At 58.3% G+C, this 16,562-nt stretch carries 16 protein-coding genes; 4 read left to right on the forward strand and 12 right to left on the reverse strand.

What is annotated here, in order from left to right; all coding sequences use genetic code 11:
• Positions 1-30: 30 nt before the first annotated feature.
• A complete protein-coding gene (gene mutM, locus SP68_RS00650; protein ID WP_039102646.1) occupies positions 31-840 on the forward strand; it encodes a bifunctional DNA-formamidopyrimidine glycosylase/DNA-(apurinic or apyrimidinic site) lyase in 810 nt (269 codons plus the stop codon).
• A gap of 135 nt (positions 841-975) precedes the next feature.
• Here mutM and coaD read toward each other — a convergent pair whose 3' ends face one another.
• The 7 genes from coaD to rfaQ all read right to left on the reverse strand — a co-directional run bounded on the left by coaD (position 976) and on the right by rfaQ (position 7,910).
• The gene (gene coaD, locus SP68_RS00655; RefSeq protein ID WP_032733942.1) at positions 976-1,455 is read right to left on the reverse strand and encodes a pantetheine-phosphate adenylyltransferase; all 480 of its coding nucleotides are present in this window, start codon (positions 1,453-1,455) and stop codon (positions 976-978) included.
• 2 nt (positions 1,456-1,457) lie between these two features.
• Positions 1,458-2,228 (reverse strand): glycosyltransferase family 2 protein, encoded by a 771-nt coding sequence (locus SP68_RS00660; RefSeq protein ID WP_008806837.1) that lies wholly within the window; start codon positions 2,226-2,228, stop codon positions 1,458-1,460.
• Positions 2,228-3,502, reverse strand: coding sequence for a lipid IV(A) 3-deoxy-D-manno-octulosonic acid transferase (gene waaA, locus SP68_RS00665; protein ID WP_008806838.1), 1,275 nt, complete (start codon positions 3,500-3,502; stop codon positions 2,228-2,230). Before waaA ends, SP68_RS00660 begins: the two co-directional genes overlap by 1 nt.
• Before the next feature lie 91 nt (positions 3,503-3,593).
• On the reverse strand, positions 3,594-4,583 hold the full coding sequence (locus SP68_RS00670; RefSeq protein WP_008806839.1) for a glycosyltransferase: 990 nt from the start codon (positions 4,581-4,583) through the stop codon (positions 3,594-3,596).
• A 29-nt stretch (positions 4,584-4,612) separates the two neighbouring features.
• Entirely contained in the window at positions 4,613-5,707 is a 1,095-nt protein-coding gene (locus SP68_RS00675) for a glycosyltransferase (protein ID WP_012967059.1), read from the reverse strand.
• A gap of 2 nt (positions 5,708-5,709) precedes the next feature.
• Positions 5,710-6,837: a glycosyltransferase family 4 protein gene (locus SP68_RS00680; protein ID WP_040969183.1), complete on the reverse strand. Its 1,128-nt coding sequence runs from the start codon at positions 6,835-6,837 to the stop codon at positions 5,710-5,712.
• On the reverse strand, positions 6,834-7,910 hold the full coding sequence (rfaQ, locus tag SP68_RS00685) for a putative lipopolysaccharide heptosyltransferase III (RefSeq protein WP_016161955.1): 1,077 nt from the start codon (positions 7,908-7,910) through the stop codon (positions 6,834-6,836). The genes SP68_RS00680 and rfaQ overlap by 4 nt, the downstream gene beginning before the upstream one ends.
• A 111-nt stretch (positions 7,911-8,021) precedes the next feature.
• On the opposite strand from rfaQ, the gene SP68_RS00690 reads away from it, so the two are divergent.
• Both SP68_RS00690 and SP68_RS00695 read left to right on the forward strand, forming a co-directional pair.
• A complete protein-coding gene (locus SP68_RS00690; protein ID WP_012540311.1) occupies positions 8,022-8,984 on the forward strand; it encodes a polysaccharide deacetylase family protein in 963 nt (320 codons plus the stop codon).
• An 18-nt stretch (positions 8,985-9,002) separates the two neighbouring features.
• Complete coding sequence (locus SP68_RS00695) at positions 9,003-10,082, forward strand: glycosyltransferase family 9 protein (protein ID WP_008806844.1); 1,080 nt, start codon at positions 9,003-9,005, stop codon at positions 10,080-10,082.
• A gap of 43 nt (positions 10,083-10,125) precedes the next feature.
• Here the strand turns inward: SP68_RS00695 and SP68_RS00700 are convergent, their stop codons facing one another.
• Genes SP68_RS00700 through rfaD form a run of 5 tightly spaced genes read right to left on the reverse strand, consistent with a single transcriptional unit; the run spans position 10,126 to position 15,155 of the window.
• Complete coding sequence (locus SP68_RS00700) at positions 10,126-11,295, reverse strand: O-antigen ligase family protein (protein WP_039102644.1); 1,170 nt, start codon at positions 11,293-11,295, stop codon at positions 10,126-10,128.
• The gene (locus SP68_RS00705; protein ID WP_012540313.1) at positions 11,273-12,181 is read right to left on the reverse strand and encodes a sugar glycosyltransferase; all 909 of its coding nucleotides are present in this window, start codon (positions 12,179-12,181) and stop codon (positions 11,273-11,275) included. The genes SP68_RS00700 and SP68_RS00705 overlap by 23 nt, the downstream gene beginning before the upstream one ends.
• Entirely contained in the window at positions 12,181-13,152 is a 972-nt protein-coding gene (rfaC, locus tag SP68_RS00710) for a lipopolysaccharide heptosyltransferase RfaC (RefSeq protein WP_040969181.1), read from the reverse strand. Before rfaC ends, SP68_RS00705 begins: the two co-directional genes overlap by 1 nt.
• Before the next feature lie 3 nt (positions 13,153-13,155).
• A complete protein-coding gene (gene rfaF / locus SP68_RS00715; RefSeq protein ID WP_008806848.1) occupies positions 13,156-14,214 on the reverse strand; it encodes an ADP-heptose--LPS heptosyltransferase RfaF in 1,059 nt (352 codons plus the stop codon).
• A gap of 8 nt (positions 14,215-14,222) precedes the next feature.
• Complete coding sequence (gene rfaD, locus SP68_RS00720) at positions 14,223-15,155, reverse strand: ADP-glyceromanno-heptose 6-epimerase (protein WP_008806849.1); 933 nt, start codon at positions 15,153-15,155, stop codon at positions 14,223-14,225.
• Positions 15,156-15,368: 213 nt separating this feature from the next.
• On the opposite strand from rfaD, the gene kbl reads away from it, so the two are divergent.
• Positions 15,369-16,562, forward strand: coding sequence for a glycine C-acetyltransferase (kbl, locus tag SP68_RS00725; RefSeq protein ID WP_008806850.1), 1,194 nt, complete (start codon positions 15,369-15,371; stop codon positions 16,560-16,562).

The raw sequence follows: 16,562 nt of genomic DNA on the forward strand, positions 1-16,562 counted from the left end.
TGACGCCTGCCTATGTAGATGAGGAAAATCATGCCTGAATTACCAGAGGTTGAAACCAGCCGCCGCGGCATCGAGCCGCACCTGGTTGGCGCAACCATTCTGCACGCCGTCGTGCGCAACGGACGGCTGCGCTGGCCGGTTTCCGAAGAGATTTATCGCCTGAGCGACGTTCCGGTGCTCAGCGTGCGGCGTCGTGCCAAATACCTGCTTCTGGAACTGCCGGACGGCTGGATCATCGTCCATCTCGGGATGTCTGGAAGCCTGCGTATCCTGAGCGAAGAGCTACCGGCCGAAAAACACGATCACGTTGACCTGGTCATGAGTAATGGCAAGGTGCTGCGCTATACCGATCCGCGCCGCTTTGGCGCCTGGCTGTGGACCAAAACGCTGGAAGACCATCCGGTACTGGCCCACCTTGGCCCGGAGCCGCTCAGCGATGAATTTAACGCCGACTATCTTCAGCAGAAATGCGCGAAGAAAAAAACTGCGATCAAACCCTGGCTGATGGATAACAAGCTGGTGGTAGGGGTCGGCAATATCTACGCCAGCGAGTCGCTGTTCTCGGCCGGGATCCATCCCGACAGGTTGGCTTCTTCACTGTCGCGGGAAGAGTGTGAGCAGCTGGTGAAAGTGATTAAGCTGGTCCTGCTGCGTTCGATAGAGCAGGGCGGCACCACGCTGAAGGATTTCCTGCAAAGCGATGGCAAGCCGGGCTATTTTGCCCAGGAGCTGCAGGTCTATGGCCGCAAGGGCGAACCGTGCCGGATCTGCGGCACGCCGGTTGTCGGGACCAAACATGCCCAGCGGGCGACCTTTTATTGCCGTCAGTGCCAGAAGTAGTTCTCAGGAACAGGAACGTTTGTAGGCCAGGTCAGCGTAGCGCCACCTGGCACAAAGACCGGGACAGAGCCGGTGTGGATGGGCGGCGCAGTGCAGCGCCAGCCTGCGTGGCTCATGCCCCAGCAGATAGATGCGTTACTTCAGCTTATTCAACAGCGCCTGGTGGACGTTAGCTGGCAGGAAATGAGAAACGTCGCCCTGGTGACGCGCCACTTCCTTCACCAGTGAGGAAGAGATAAACGACCACTCTTTGCACGGCATCAGGAACACGCTCTCCAGCGTTGGCATCAGGTGGCGGTTCATGTGGGCCAGCTGCATCTCATACTCGAAATCCGCCACCGCCCGCAGGCCGCGAATTAAAATATTGGCCTGCTGCGCGCGGGCGAAACTGGCCATCAGGTCGCTAAAGCCGATAACCTCCACGTTAACCAGATGCGCTGTTGCCTGAGTGGCCAGCGTGATACGCTCGTCGAGGGTAAACATCGGCTTTTTGCTCGGGCTCGCGGCGATAGCCAGCACCACTTTATCGAACATGCTCGCCGCGCGGGTGACAATGTCGATATGACCGTTGGTGATGGGATCAAAGGTACCCGGATAGATCGCTTTTGTGCTCATGATTACCCTTTCTCCGAGTAGCCGTGGCTCAGCGCCCACAGCTCGGTATATTTCGTAAACGTATACTGCGCGTTGACCATCGCCAGTAACCAGCCCTGCTTACCGTCCAGCACCCCACCGCGCAGCAGCAGCGTTTTCAGGAACGCGCCCAGGGTATGGCTGAAAATCCCCGCCATCGAGGTCTTCTTACCCTTACGGTGGCGCTCAAGCGCCCACGCTGCAGCATACGCCAGCTGTTTTTGCTGGAAGCCAGCGAAGTCGCGGCAGGTCAGATGCAGGAGATCGCCGGTTAGCGGAATGACCTCTGCGCCCAGGCTATCCAGCGATTCATGGACCAGATTATCGTTATAGCGGTAACGGGCGCGTTCGTACAGGCGCAGCACGCGATCGGGATACCAACCGCTGTGGCGCATAAAGCGTCCGAGAAAGTAGTTGCGACGAGCGATGCTGTAGATAGCGCCGCGCTGCGGCGCTGCCAGCACCTTAAGAATAGCCTGCCTGAGTTCTGGCGTGACGCGCTCATCGGTATCGATCATCAACACCCAGTCGCCGGTGGCATAGTCCTGCGCGCGCTGGCGCTGAATACCATAGCCTCGCCAGTCGGTATGGGTATAGACCTGGGCGCCGAGGCGGCGGGCCAGCTCGACGGTGTTGTCGGTACTGCCAGAGTCGAGGACGATGATTTCATCTGCCCAGCTAACGGAGTCCAGACAATCCGGCAGCAGGTCCGCTGCATCTTTGGCGATCATCACCACGGAAAGCCGGTTCGACATTAATGACTCCGTTGCGGCATGTAAGGTTGCAGTAACTTGAGCAGACGCGACAGCGCGCCCTGGTTCTGGTGCAGCACTTCCACCGCGTGACGGCCATACCACAGGCGGTAGTCTTCATCGGTCAGGAGCGTGGACACTTCCCTGACCAGCGAGTCGGCGTCGGTGACCGTGATCAGGCCATCATCCTGCTGCAGCTTGGCGCAGATATCTTTGAAGTTGAAGGTATGCGGCCCCATCAGCACCGGAATGGCATGCGCCGCCGGCTCGAGCGGGTTATGGCCGCCGCGCTCCACCAGGCTGCCGCCAACGAAGGCGAGGTCGGCAATGCCGTAGAGCAGCATCAGTTCACCCATGGTATCGCCAATCACCACCTGGGTACTGGAGGAGGGGATCTCGCCGGTGCTGCGCAGAGTAAAGCTCATTCCGGCCTTTTGCACCATCTCACGCGCGTCGGGGAAGCGCTCCGGATGCCGGGGAACGAGGATCAGCAGCAGGTTCGGGAAGGTCTCCAGCAGTTTTTTATGCGCCTGCAGGATGATTTGTTCTTCGCCGTCGTGAGTGCTGGTGGCAATCCAGACCTTGCGGTGTGGCGCCCATTGGCGGCGCAACGTAATCGCGCGGGCCGCCAGCTCCGGGGTGACAGAGATATCGAATTTCAGACTTCCGGTGACCGCCAGCTGGTTGCGCTTCAGTCCGAGAGCAAGGAAGCGGTTGCCATCCTCTTCATTCTGCGCGGCGATAAGCGTAATACGGCTTAACAGGCGGCGCATAAAACCGCCCAGTTTGGCATAGCCTTTGGCGGAACGTTCAGAAAGGCGGGCGTTGGCGATCACCAGCGGGATCTTACGCTTATGCAGCGCGGCCACCATATTCGGCCATAGCTCGGTTTCCATCACGATAACCAGCTTCGGCTGAACGGTATTCAGGAAGCGGTTCATGGCGCCGGGCAGATCGTAGGGCAGATAGACGTGATGGACATCTTTGCCGAACGCCGACATGGCGCGCTCGGAGCCGGTCGGCGTCATGGTGGTGACGGTGATCGGCATCGAAGGGTAGCGGTGGCGCAGAGCGCGAACCAGCGGAATGGCGGCCAGGGTTTCTCCGACGGAAACGGAGTGCAGCAGAATGCCATCCGGCTCTACCTTGTTCTGACAGAAGCCATAGCGTTCCGCCCAGCGTTTACGATAGGCAGGAGCCTTACGACTGCGCAGCAGCAGCCGCAGCCACACCAGCGGCTGAATAAGGTAAAGTAGGGTGGTATAAAGCAATTCCAAACTATTTATCCGTTCTCTGTTTTGGCGGGCAAATTCTAAGCATTTAGCCCGCGTAAAGCTATCTCTTTGGCGGAAACAGCGGGTTTTTGGTCTATACCGCGTGGCGATAACGCTTAATACGCAGATAACGGCGTCCCAGGCGCCAGCGTAAACGGAAAGTACAGGCGTTTTTCCAGATTAACCGCCAGATACCGCGGTCGAAGAATTCTTTAATAATAACATGCTTTTTCGACTCATCTTTCATGCTGTCGAAGGTGTGGATGATCCCCAGACCTTCTTTGGCGATCTGCCAGCGACAGGCGGCGATATGGCGCACTTTATCCGGGTAGCGCTGGTTGATCGCCTCCAGCATCTCCAAAATCTTCATATAGTGGCGCGCCGAACGCATCAGCGTGTCGTCGTTGTCCGGCTTATGCGACACCGACTCAGAGTGGATGTAGTAATCATAGAACTGCTGGCTGGTGTACTGCACGCGCTCCGCGGCCAGCAGCGCCTCTGTCGTCCACGGGATATCCTGATGGCGCAGGCCGGGTTCGAAATGGAAGTGATGCTGGCGGATAAAGTCGTGGCGATAGATGTTGAGCCAGGTGACGTGTAGAAACTTCCGCGAGTCCAGGGCCTGCTTGAGCCAGACATGACCCGGCAGCACGCCGGTCGAGGGCAGGCGATCCAGCGGGAAGATCGGGTGGCTCTCGCGGCGCTTTTCATACACGTAGGTGCCGTTGCAGGTCGCGATATCGAGATGTTCTTTCTCGGCCATCTCCAGCAGCGTGCGATACATGCCCGGATAGAGTTTGTCGTCGATATCCGGAAACGCCAGATATTTGCCGCTGGCGGCGGCGAGGCCGGTATTGCGCGCGACCGAGACGCCCTGGTTTTCCTGCTCCAGTACCTGGACGTTCTGCAGCCGATCCCGCCATTCGGCGATCACCGCCAGGCTGTTGTCTGTCGAACCATCGTTCACCAGGATCAGTTCATAGCTTTCCAGCTGCTGCTGTTCAAGGCACTCAAAGAACTGCGCAAGAAATTTCTCACCGTTGTAGACGGCAGCCACGATGCTCAATAAAGGCGTTTGACTCATAAATCTTCGATCCTGGTTAACTAACGGCGTCAGGTGCGCTGCAACTGACGGTACTGCTGACAAATGGACACGACGCTGAATTTTTCCAGCGCGGCGTCGTCGATAGTCGGCGGGTTATGGTAAATGCTTTGCATCGTCTGAGCCAGCGCCGGACTGGTCAGATCCGCCAGACCGCGGGCAAGTTCGCCGGTGAGGATCTCGGTGACGCCGCCGGGGCAGCGGGTGCTGGCAACCGGCGTATGCAACAGCAGCGCTTCCACCACCACATTGCCGAATCCTTCGCTATCGGAGCTTAAAACCAGCATCCGTGCGCCTTTGATCCACGGTAAGGGGTTTTTCTGAAAACCCTTGAACCACACCCGATCGTCAACCTGCAGCGTTTTGGCCAGCTGGCGCAGGCGCTGCTCTTGCTCCGGTTTTCCCTGGCCTAACAGCACCAGCGGCGCGTCAATGCCGCTTTGCGCATAGGCTTCGAGCAGGCGGTCGTGGCGTTTGCCCGGATGGAAGCGGCCGACGTGAATCAGATAGTCACCGGCCGGTCGCTCACTGTCGGCTTCCGCCTCGGCGCGCAGAGTGGCGATATCGAAGGGGTTGTAGATAGTTTTCAGCTGTGCCGGACGCAGGGCGAAGGCTTCCACCAGATCGCGTCCCACGGCGTCGGAAACCGCCACCACGTTGCGACCCTGGTAAATTCGCTTAATTTTCTGCTGCTTCATCCAGCGGTCAAAGCCGGTGCGGTGCCCGAGATAGGAGGCAGAGAATACGCCGTGCAGGCAGAACCAGACGTTACGCTCGCGCAGCGCCCGGCTGCGGGCGACGATGCGGTCGGTTTTGTGCAGGTTGGAAAGCACGAGGTCAAATTGCCCCTGCTGTTCGGCCCGGATGACCGCGGCGTCCAGCTGGCGGGCGCGGCGGGACAGCTCGGTCAGCTTGCGCCACGGTTTACGGCAGCGATCGGCCACCACCTGATAGTCGAGACCCTCGGGCAACGGATACTCGCAGACATCGCGCAGCGAAATGAGCGACACCCGATCGCCGTCGCGCAGGAACTGTGCCGCCAGGGTCAGGACCACTTTTTCCGCGCCGCCGCCGGGTAAACCGTCAATCACAAATAAGATGCGCATCGTTATTTCACCAGATCCTGATAAAGAGAAAGCAGCTGGGTTGAGAGTCGCTCGCTGGTGCAGGCCATGATGCGCTCGCGGGCGCGACCACCTTGCGCGGAGCCCAGCGCGCGGGGAGGCAGGGCCATCACCGCCTGCTGCAGCGCCGGGATATCCAGGGCGTCGCAGACGTAACCGTTGTGGCCGTCGACGATAAACTCCGCCCCGCCGCAGCCGGTGGTGGTGATCACCGGCAGACCGCAGGCCATCGCTTCGAGAATGACGTTGGGGAACGGATCGTAGAGGGTGGGCAGCAGCAGACCATCGGCTATCTGATAGAAGGGCAGCGTCTCCGACTGCATGCCGAAGAAGCGCACCCGCGCTTCGCAGCCGAGACTCTTCGCCAGCGCCTGATAGCGCGACTGATCCTTATCTTTGCCAACCACCAGCAGATAGCGATCGGTGGGGGCGATGGCGCGGATTGCCGCCGCCAGTCCCTTGCGCTCAAAGCCGGAGCCGACGTAAATCAGGCAGGTTGCCTGCAGCGGTAGCTGCCATTTGGCGCGTAAGGCGGCAAAGGTGTCTTCGCCCGGCGGTAGAAAACGCTGGTTATCAATGGCGTTATAAATAACGTGGATCTTCTCCGCCGGCAGGCCAAAGTCTTCGATAATTTCGCGCTTGATCATCTCGGCGTTGCAGATCACCCCGCGCAGGTGTGAGTCTTCATACATCTCGCGCTCCGCCTGCATGACGTAGCGGTGGTAACGGTCGGCGAACAGCAGGCGGCTTTTCCAGGCCGGTAAAATGCGCGAGCGCTGCTGCAGCCAGCGGCGATGAACGCCATCGCCAGCGCGGTAGAGATCGCAGCCGGGAATACGTTCATGGCTCTGCACCAGGTCAAAAGACTCACGCTGCCAGAGCGCACGCGCGGCGTTGGCAAAGCCGCGCTCGCGGCTGATGCGCCCCCATTTACGTGGGTTACAGATATGGATCTGCCAGTCCGGTTTCACCGGCCCCTGCCATTCGCGGGTGATGACGTTCAGCTGCAGATGACTGCTGTCGAGGGCTTCCAGCGCGCGGGAGACAAACCGTTCTGCGCCGCCGTCCGGGCGGTACTTCTGCCGCACCAGAGCCAGCCTGAATTTACTCATGCCAGTACCTTTTTCGCCGCCGCGATCACGGCGTCGGTAGGAATTAAATCGAGATAACGTTCTTCGGTGTTGGTGTTGATGGCGTCCGGGTCGGGCAGCGGACCGAAGTCGCCGGCCCAGATCACCTCGCCTTTCGCCTGCCACGGACGCCAGAAGGTCAGCTTCGAGGGGCCGAACAGGGCGACCAGCGGAGTGCCAAGAGCCGCAGCCATATGCATCGGCACCGAGTCGACGCCGATAAACAGGCGGGCGTGATCGATCACCGCCGCCAGCTGGCGCAGCGTTAACTGGCCGGCTAGAGAGTGCAGACGCGCCTGCGGGCAGCCGGCGATGATGGTGTCCACCATCTTCTTCTCTCGATCGTCGGGGCCGGAGGTGAGCACCACCGCGTACCCCTCGGCGGACAGCGCGTTGATCAGCGCACTCATACGATCTTCGCGCCAGCATTTAAAGAACCAGCGCGACGTTGGCTGGATGACGATGTAGTTTTCCCGGAACTCCTCCGGCAGCAGGGCGCGGCTGGTGGCCCAGTCTGCTTCGCTGTAGCCCATCCGCGCCGGCGCGTCGTTCAACGGGAGACCGAGCGGAGCGAGAATAGAGAGATTCTGCTGTACCGTATGCAGCTGGTTGTGCTGTTGGGTGGAGGCCAGCGCGGTGTGGCAATAGCGCCAGACCGGGTGGCGGCGCTTCGGAAAATCAAAACCAATCCGCGTCGCGGCGCCGGTCAGTTTGCTGATAATCGCGCTCGGCCACTGGTCAGCAAGGTTAAGCACCATATCGTATCGCTGCTGACGCAGCGTCTGAATGAGCTGCCATTGCATCTTCAACTGATGCCTTTTTCCCTGCTTTTTCCAGCGGCGATCGAGACCATAAATATGATGGATATCGGGGTTGGCGGCGAGCATATCCCGGGTCTCTTCATACAGCAGCACATCCACGCTGGCGGCGGGATACTGCTGTTTCAGCGCGTGAATAAGCGGCGTGATCAACAGCATGTCGCCATGATGGCGCAGCTTAATGACCAGGATCCGCGCCGGGTTCAACGGGCCGCGGGAGAGGGTTTCAGGCGTCATACTCTGTTCTTCATCCAGGATAAGGGTTCCGATTCTAGGGGATCAGACAGATTGAGAGAAGCGTTGTATTGCTCTACCATGACCCGATACGTATGGCCTGAGGACGTTTTCGTGCACAATCCCGCATTTCTCATCACGATTGATACAGAGGGCGATAACCTCTGGCAAAAACATGACAGCATCACCACCGAGAATGCGCGTTATCTCCCGCGTTTTCAGCAGCTTTGCGAAAAGTATGGCTTTAAACCGGTCTATTTGACCAACTATGAAATGGCCATCGACCCCTTTTATATCGAATTCGCCAGAGACGTGATTGCCCGCGGCACCGCGGAAGTCGGCATGCATCTGCATGCGTGGAACAGCCCGCCGACCGAGCCGCTGACCGCCGATGACTGGCGGCATAAGCCTTATCTCATTGAATACAGCGATGCCATGATGCGTGAGAAGGTCGACTATATGACGCATCTGCTGGAGGATACTTTCCAGACCAAAATGGTCAGCCATCGCGCCGGGCGCTGGGCCTTTGACGAGCGCTATGCGCGTCTGCTGGTGGAGCACGGTTATCAGGTGGATTGCTCGGTGACCCCGCGGGTGAACTGGAAGACCGCCAAGGGAGCGCCGCAGGGCGATGGCGGGACCGATTATCGCCGCTTCCCGCAGCATGCCTATTTTCTCGATGAAAATGATATCAGCCGCGAAGGCCACTCTCCGCTGCTGGAAGTGCCGATGAGCATTCAGTACAAGCACTCAGCGTGGATGAACAGCGTGAAGCAGGGCTACGATCGCCTGCGGGGTAAAGTGCGTTCCCCCTCCGTACACTGGCTGCGTCCGATGGGCGGCAACGTGGAGACGATGAAAAAAGTCGTCGAACAAACGTTGACGCAGGGCAATGACTACGTGGAATATATGCTCCACTCTTCAGAGTATATGCCCGGCGGCAGCCCCACGTTCCAGAATGAACGGGATATTGAGCGTTTATACGCTGACCTTGAAGCCTTTTTTAGCTGGCTGGCGCCGCAGGTGAAGGGCATGACGTTGGCAGAATATTACCAGCGGAAAATCACACAGCGCTAACACAGCTCAAGGTACCGTATGCGTATCCTTAAACAATTAACGCGGAAAAAGAATGCTTTTTTCCGCGGCATTAAATTTAATTTAATTAACTATCGATACAGAAATAAGCCGGCGCGTAAAGCCTTCGACCCAGCGGCTGTCCGCCGCGTACTGCTATTGCGCCTGGACGATAAAGTCGGGGATATGGTGGTCACGACCGGCTGCGCCAGAATACTGGCCGAACGGGGATATCAGGTTTCGGTGTTAACCGGACCAATATGCTGCGAAATATTAGCAGGCTCAGAATTCATTCAGCAAGTATATTTATATCGGCCGCGCATGTCCTTAAATACGTTGCGGGCGGTAGGTTTTGATGCAGTTATCGATTTTGATGACGTCACCAGCTATGAACGCTTTAAATTACTCGCCGATTTACGGGCGGCCAGCGTGATTGGTTTTAATAAAGATCAATATAAACTTTACGATCATTCGATCGCTTTTTTTGACAGCAACAGCCATATTTCCCAGCGCTATAAACAGGTGGTGAAACTGTTTGGCATCGTTGACGACCACCCGTATCACTATCATCTCCCCGGCTGCCGCCATGAGCGGGAGAAAGTGGCTCGCTTGCTTTCCCAGGCCGGAGAGGTCGAACTGCGTATCGCCATTAACCCTTTTACCGCGTCTGAGGATAAAGACTTCTGTCGTCACCAGGTGGCGACCCTGGTCGAGCGGTTACGCGCCCTACCTTACCGGGTCTGTATCGTGATGGTGGGGCGTAGTGAGAAAATCCGCCAGCTGGGGCTGGATATGGCGCTGTATATCGCCGACAGCACCATCAACTCCGCCGTCGAAGTGATCCGCAGCTGTGATTTAGTCATTACGCCAGACACCTCGATCGTGCATATCGCCCGGGCCTTCGATAAACCGATGGTGGCGGTCTATAACAAGCGCAAACTCAAGGATACCGGGCTGCCCGGCTATCACATCTGGGCGCCGGGCTATGACAAGGCGAAACAGATCGTCTGTGAAGAAGCGAATGTCGCCGATGTGGCGATTGAGTCGGTGTGGCCCGTGATTAAAGAGCAGGCCGACCGGCTGGTCGCCGCCCGCAGTTGATTTAAAAGTGAATATAAAAAAGGGCCGCTGACGGCCCTTTTTGTTAGCGTTTTTCCGCCAGCCCTTTGCTGAGCGCGATGCCCAGCGGCAGCCAGAACAGCACCCAGGTTTCCCGGGGGTTGCTGATGATAAACATTCCCTGCGAGGCCATAAACACCAGCGCGTAAAACAGGATCGCCAGACTGTAGCGGCTGTCGGTGTGGCGCTTGCGCCACGCCTGCCATAGCCCGCAGGCAATGACCGCCAGCAGCAGCAGTAACCCCAGGATGCCGCCTTTCAGCAGGGCGCCCATATACACGCTGTGGGTGGTGGTGATGTGCTCGCCGCTGTAGTTGATGAAATCCAGTTCATAGCTGAAACCGCGCCCCAGCCACGGCTGGCTGGCCATCTCCGACAGCGTATGGTGCCAGATGCTCAGGCGCAGCCCGCTTTGGGTACCAAGCTCCTCGAAACGGGCGAGCAGCATGTCGCCCACCGGCGTCATGACCAAAAGCAGCGCTACCAGCACAGCCAGCGCCGCGGCGATCAGCAGGTTGCGGCGGGTGAAGACGTGCAGGTGCAACGTGCAGCCGACCGCCAGCACCAGGGCGATGATCGGCCCACGGCTTTGGGTGAGCAGCAGCATCACCAGCATGATGACCACCGGCAGATAGAGCCAGTGGCTGGCTTTTTCTTTCAGTAGCATGCCGCAGATTAAAATGCCGATGCCGCAGTAACCGGCAAGGTCGATAACGTTCGTTGGTCCGGGGTTCTCGGGGGAGACCGCTCGTGCAGTGAGGACCAGCGTATGGTCGATAATCAGCGTCCACAGGGAGAGCACGGTGATCCCGCCAACCACCGCCAGCATGGCCAGGCGGCGGGTTCGTTCGTCGCTGAGCAGCATCGTCATCAGCAACAGATACCCCGTCAGATACACGCCGTGGGTGATCGGCGAGTCAATATGCTGCGGCGTATGTCCCCACAGGTTACTGAGGGCGTAATAGATAAAGAAAGCCGCCAGCAGCGTCCAGGTCTGCCACTGCTCGCGTAACACCCCGGCCAGCGCCTGGCGGTTTTCCTGGCGTACCAGCGACAGCAATAGCAGCAGGATGGATAAATGCAGCAGATTATTGGTCCGGGTGGACATGCAAAAAATCGCGCTGAAAAATAAAAACAAAGGAAAGACAATCGAGTAGCCCTGTCTGGCGAAGTTACTCACTTTTAAAGTACTCATTAAACGCAACCTTTTCGAAGATAGTATCCGGCACAGCGCTTTCTGGGGAAAAATTAATCACCCGAATCTGACGTTGCTGCAGTACCTGCGCGGCATGCGCAAAGGAGGGCATGACGAGGGTATCCACTTTTGTTGCCAGGTAAGAAGGCAATTTTTCTTGTTGTGTTTCGTAGAATCGCGGCTGGTTAAAGTTGGTCATATCCAGGCCGCTCACCAGGATAGTATTGAAGCCCAGCCAGGCGAGAATTTGCAGCGCCCAGTAGACCACCGTGCCGGCATCAAAGATGCCCTGGCGAATATCGGTGCTAAAACAGATATCCGGGCGCTGAGGATGAAAGCACATCGCCGCATTCTGCTGGTAAGTGCGCTTTATCGCTTCGCTGGCGACTTTCGGCTGGTAAATCTTATAGCAACCGTCCTCAATCAACGCCAAACGGCAGCGTAGTGCGTCCCCATAGCGATCGAGAATTTTGGCGATCCCGTGCATGGTGGTGAACAGCAGAATCTCCGGCTGGCTGACAATGGCGCGGATAATATCAGGCTTCTTATCGAAAAATTCCATGTCGACGATGGTATAGAGCGAAAAGTGCAGCCGGTCGGCAAGATGCCAGGCGCCATTGACGCCCATCACCGGGATCGTTTTCGACAACAGGGAAAAATCGATATTGCGGGTTGAGGGGCCGGTGGCGGTCAGCAGGACTTCGCCCTGCATGCTGTTTTTCAGCGCGCTCAGGCTGACCAGCGGCACCGTTTTCCCTTTATAGCGTAACGCGCTGATTTCGCCGCTTGGCGCGCGCGTAATACGGGTAAAAGGCCACAGATTTTCATTGTGGCGATAAGCGCGAGGGCGCGTATAGCGGTAGATCTGTTTAAACAGGGATCCCATCAGCGCAGCCCCTGATTTTGCAGGAGAAGATGAACCCGGCTGGCCGGAATATCGCTGGTGCTGGTGCTGTTTTCCGGCCTGACGATATGCTGGTTTTTACCGTATCCGCCAATCAGCCCCGGATCGGTCGGGCCGTAGAGCGTGAAGTTCGGTTTATCCAGCGCGGCGGTCAAATGACTCAGTCCGGTATCGACCGAGACGACAGCCCGGGCGCTGGCCAGAACCTGCGCCACCTGCTCAAGGCTCATGCGCGGCAGCACTTCAACATACTCCCGGCCTTCCGCCAGTCGTTTTGCCCGCGCCTCTTCGTGCGGGGCGCCCCACGGCAGCTTAATGCGGACGCTGCTGTCGGCCAGCAGATCGAGAAGCTCCTGCCAGCGGGTTTCCGGCCAGTGCTTATCATCGCGGGTGGTGGCGTGCAGAAACACCAGATAGGGCGCGGCAGCGCTAGCCTCGTGCTGCAGGAAATGGCGCGCAATGGCGTAATCCCCCTGGGTCTGGGGTTTCGCGTAGCCAAGGCTTTTGGCGAACAGCTCGCGGGTACGCTCCACCGCGTGCTGCTGTTTCGCGATATGGTGGCGGCGGTTGTAAAACAGGCTGGCCAGCGGCTCGCGGGCCGTTTGCCAGTCCATACCGTGCTTGACGCCGTGCGCCAGGCGAGTAACCAGCGCGGCGCTTTTCACCAGCCCCTGGGCGTCGATGATGGCGTCATACTTTACCGCCTGAACGGCCTCGCGGAAGGCTTGACGCTCCGCTTTAATCGGCGCGGAAAACCAGGCTTTACGCCAGCGGCGAATCGCCACCGGGATCACCCGCTCGACGCTTTCATGCCAGGAGGGGATCTGCGCGAAACCCTCTTCAACCACCCAGTCGAAGCGAATGCCGGGGATGGCCTGCGCAGCGTCGGTTAGCGCGGGCAGCGTGTGTAGCACGTCGCCCATGGACGAGGTTTTTACGATCAATACCCGCATCCGTTACGCTTCCTCGTGCTCGGTTTTTTCCGCTAACAGTTCGTTCAGCTCTTGCAGGACGCGTTCTGGGGTGATGTCGATCAGGCTCTGATGATAGCCTTCCGCGGCATCGCCTTTGCGCACCTTGTGGTAGCCGCTAATCAGGCGGATAACCCGCGCTTTATGCGACAGCGGCGGGGTGAAGTCCGGGCTGCTCGGGCCATACAGCGCCACCAGCGGGCGGTCCAGCGCGGCGGCGACGTGCATCAGCCCCGAATCGTTAGTCACTACAGCTTTACAGGCGGCGATCAGAATGACCGCCTGCTCCAGCTGGGTTTCACCCGCCAGATTACGACACCAGGCCTGCTGCTCGCTGCTGAGGGCGGCGATGATCTCTTTGCCGGCCTCGTTATCTTTCGCCGAGCCGAATAACGCAATCTGATAGCCATCGTCGATAAGCTTTTTAGCCAGCGCAGCATAGTGATAGTGCGGCCAGCGCTTTGCCGGTCCGAATTCCGCGCCGGGGCAGAAACCGATGATCGGCCGCTCGTTTGAGAGATTAAAGGCGTTGCAGGCCTGTGATTTTTCGCCATCGTTGACCTGCAGCTGCGGCCACAGCAGCGGCTGCGGTAGATCTTTGGCGCAGCGCATCACGCCGTTGTCGTAGGCCAGCGCCACGTAGCGTTCCACCATCAGCGGCCAGGCGTCTTTGTCCAGTACCCGGGCGTCGTTGAGCAGACCGTAGCGCATCTCGCCGCGCCAGCCGGTGCGCAGCGGGATGTTGGCAAAGAAGGGGACTAATGCCGATTTAAACGAGTTCGGCAGCACGTAAGCGCGATCGTAGCGACGCTCGCGCAGGCTGTGGCCGAGCTTGCGGCGTTCGCCGATAGCCAGCGCGCCGTGGCCCAGCGGCATCGGGATCGCTTCATTCACTTCCGGCATGCGCGATAGCAACGGACGGCACCAGGCTGGCGCCATCACGTCGATAATCGCCTGGGGATAGCGCGCCCTGAGCGTACGATAAAGACTTTGCGACATCATCATGTCGCCCACCCAAGACGGGCCTACCACCAGAATTTTCATGTTATCTCTTACGCATCCCGATTCAGCCAGGCCATATATTCCGTTACGCCTTCGGCAACGGTTTTGAACGGTTTGTCATAGCCCGCTTTGCGCAGGTTAGTCAGATCGGCCTGGGTGAATGCCTGGTAGCGGCCTTTCAGTTTGTCCGGGAACGGGATGTACTCAATGCTGCCTTTTTTATGGAAAGCCAGGGTCGCATCGGCAACCGCCTGGAAGGATTCCGCGCGGCCGGTGCCAAGGTTGAAGATCCCGGACACGCCGTTTTCCCAGAACCACAGGTTGACGTCTGCCACGTCGCCCACGTAGACGAAGTCGCGCTTGAAGCCGTCGCTGCCTTCGAACAGTTTCGGACTTTCGCCATTATTCAGCTGGGTGTTGAGGTGGAAAGCGACGCTCGCCATGCTGCCTTTGTGGCCTTCGCGCGGCCCGTAGACGTTGAAGTAGCGGAAGCCGACGATCTGCGAATTGGCTTCCGGCAGGATCTGGCGGACGTATTCGTCGAACAGGAATTTGGAGTAGCCGTAGACGTTCAGCGGCTGTTCGTACTCACGGGACTCGATGAAGTCGCTGGTGCGTCCGCCGTAGGTGGCGGCGGAAGAGGCGTACAGGAACGGGATTTCGCGCTCCAGGCAGTAGTGCAGCAGCTCTTTAGAGTACTGATAGTTGTTATCCATCATGTACTTGCCATCCCACTCTGTGGTGGAAGAGCACGCGCCTTCGTGGAAGATCGCTTCGATTTCACCGAACTCTTCACCCGCCATTATCTGGATCAGAAAGTCTTCTTTATCCATGTAGTCAGCGATGTTCAGGTCAACCAGATTCACAAACTTGGTGCCGTCTTTCAGATTGTCGACAACCAGAATGTCGGTGATGCCTTTGTCATTCAGCGCTTTAACGATGTTGCTGCCGATAAAGCCTGCGCCGCCGGTAACGATGATCATAACTGTACCTTTGAAGTTGGGAGCCCGAAGACAATCCGGGCATGAATGCTCATATCATATCACCACATGAGCAAGCCTACAGCCATTCGCAGAATAAGGTGCTGGGCTGACGTGATTTATGCTGCAAATAATTCATTCAGGCCTGCATCATCTCGTATCAGCGTATAGCTTTGGGTAATATGTGCCAAATTTTGCCGAATCTGGAGAGTTGCAATGCGTGGTGATTTCTACAAACAGTTAACGAGTAATCTGGAAACCGCTCGGGCCGAAGGCTTGTTCAAAGAAGAGCGGATCATCACCTCGGCGCAGCAGGCGGACATTACCGTCGGCGACAGCCATGTGATTAACTTCTGCGCCAATAACTATCTGGGTCTGGCGAACCACCCGGAACTGATTGCCGCAGCGAAATCCGGTATGGACAGCCACGGCTTCGGGATGGCCTCGGTGCGCTTCATCTGCGGTACCCAGGACACGCATAAGCAGCTGGAGAAGAAGCTGGCCGATTTCCTCGGTATGGAAGACGCGATCCTCTACTCCTCCTGCTTTGACGCCAACGGCGGCCTGTTTGAAACGCTGCTCGGGCCGGAAGACGCCATTATCTCCGACGCCCTGAACCATGCCTCGATCATCGACGGCGTGCGCCTGTGTAAAGCGAAGCGCTTCCGCTATGCCAACAACGACATGCAGGAGCTGGAAGCGTGTCTGAAAGAAGCGCGCGAGGCCGGCGCGCGTCACGTGCTGATCGCCACCGATGGCGTCTTCTCGATGGATGGCGTGATCGCCAACCTGAAAGGCGTTTGCGACCTGGCGGATAAATACGATGCGTTGGTGATGGTCGATGACTCCCACGCCGTCGGCTTCGTCGGCGAAAACGGCCGCGGCTCTCATGAATATTGCGACGTGATGGGTCGCGTCGACATCATCACCGGCACGCTGGGTAAAGCGCTGGGCGGCGCCTCCGGGGGCTACACCGCCGCACGCAAAGAGGTGGTTGAGTGGCTGCGCCAGCGTTCCCGTCCGTATCTGTTCTCCAACTCTCTGGCGCCGGCCATTGTGGCCGCCTCCATCAAAGTGCTGGAGATGGTTGAAGAGGGTGCAGACCTGCGCGATCGGCTGTGGGCTAACGCGCGTCTGTTCCGCGAAAAAATGACCGCGGCAGGCTTCACGCTGGCGGGCGCCGACCACGCCATCATTCCGGTGATGCTGGGTGAAGCGGTGGTGGCGCAGAACTTTGCCCGCGAGCTGCAGAAAGAAGGGATCTATGTCACCGGCTTCTTCTATCCGGTGGTACCGAAAGGCCAGGCGCGTATTCGCACCCAGATGTCGGCGGCGCATACCCCTGAACAAATTGAGCGTGCGGTGGAAGCCTTTACCCGCATCGGCAAACAACTGGGCGTCATCGCCTAA

It is taken from the genome of Klebsiella variicola (genome assembly GCF_000828055.2).
Lineage (GTDB): Bacteria > Pseudomonadota > Gammaproteobacteria > Enterobacterales > Enterobacteriaceae > Klebsiella > Klebsiella variicola.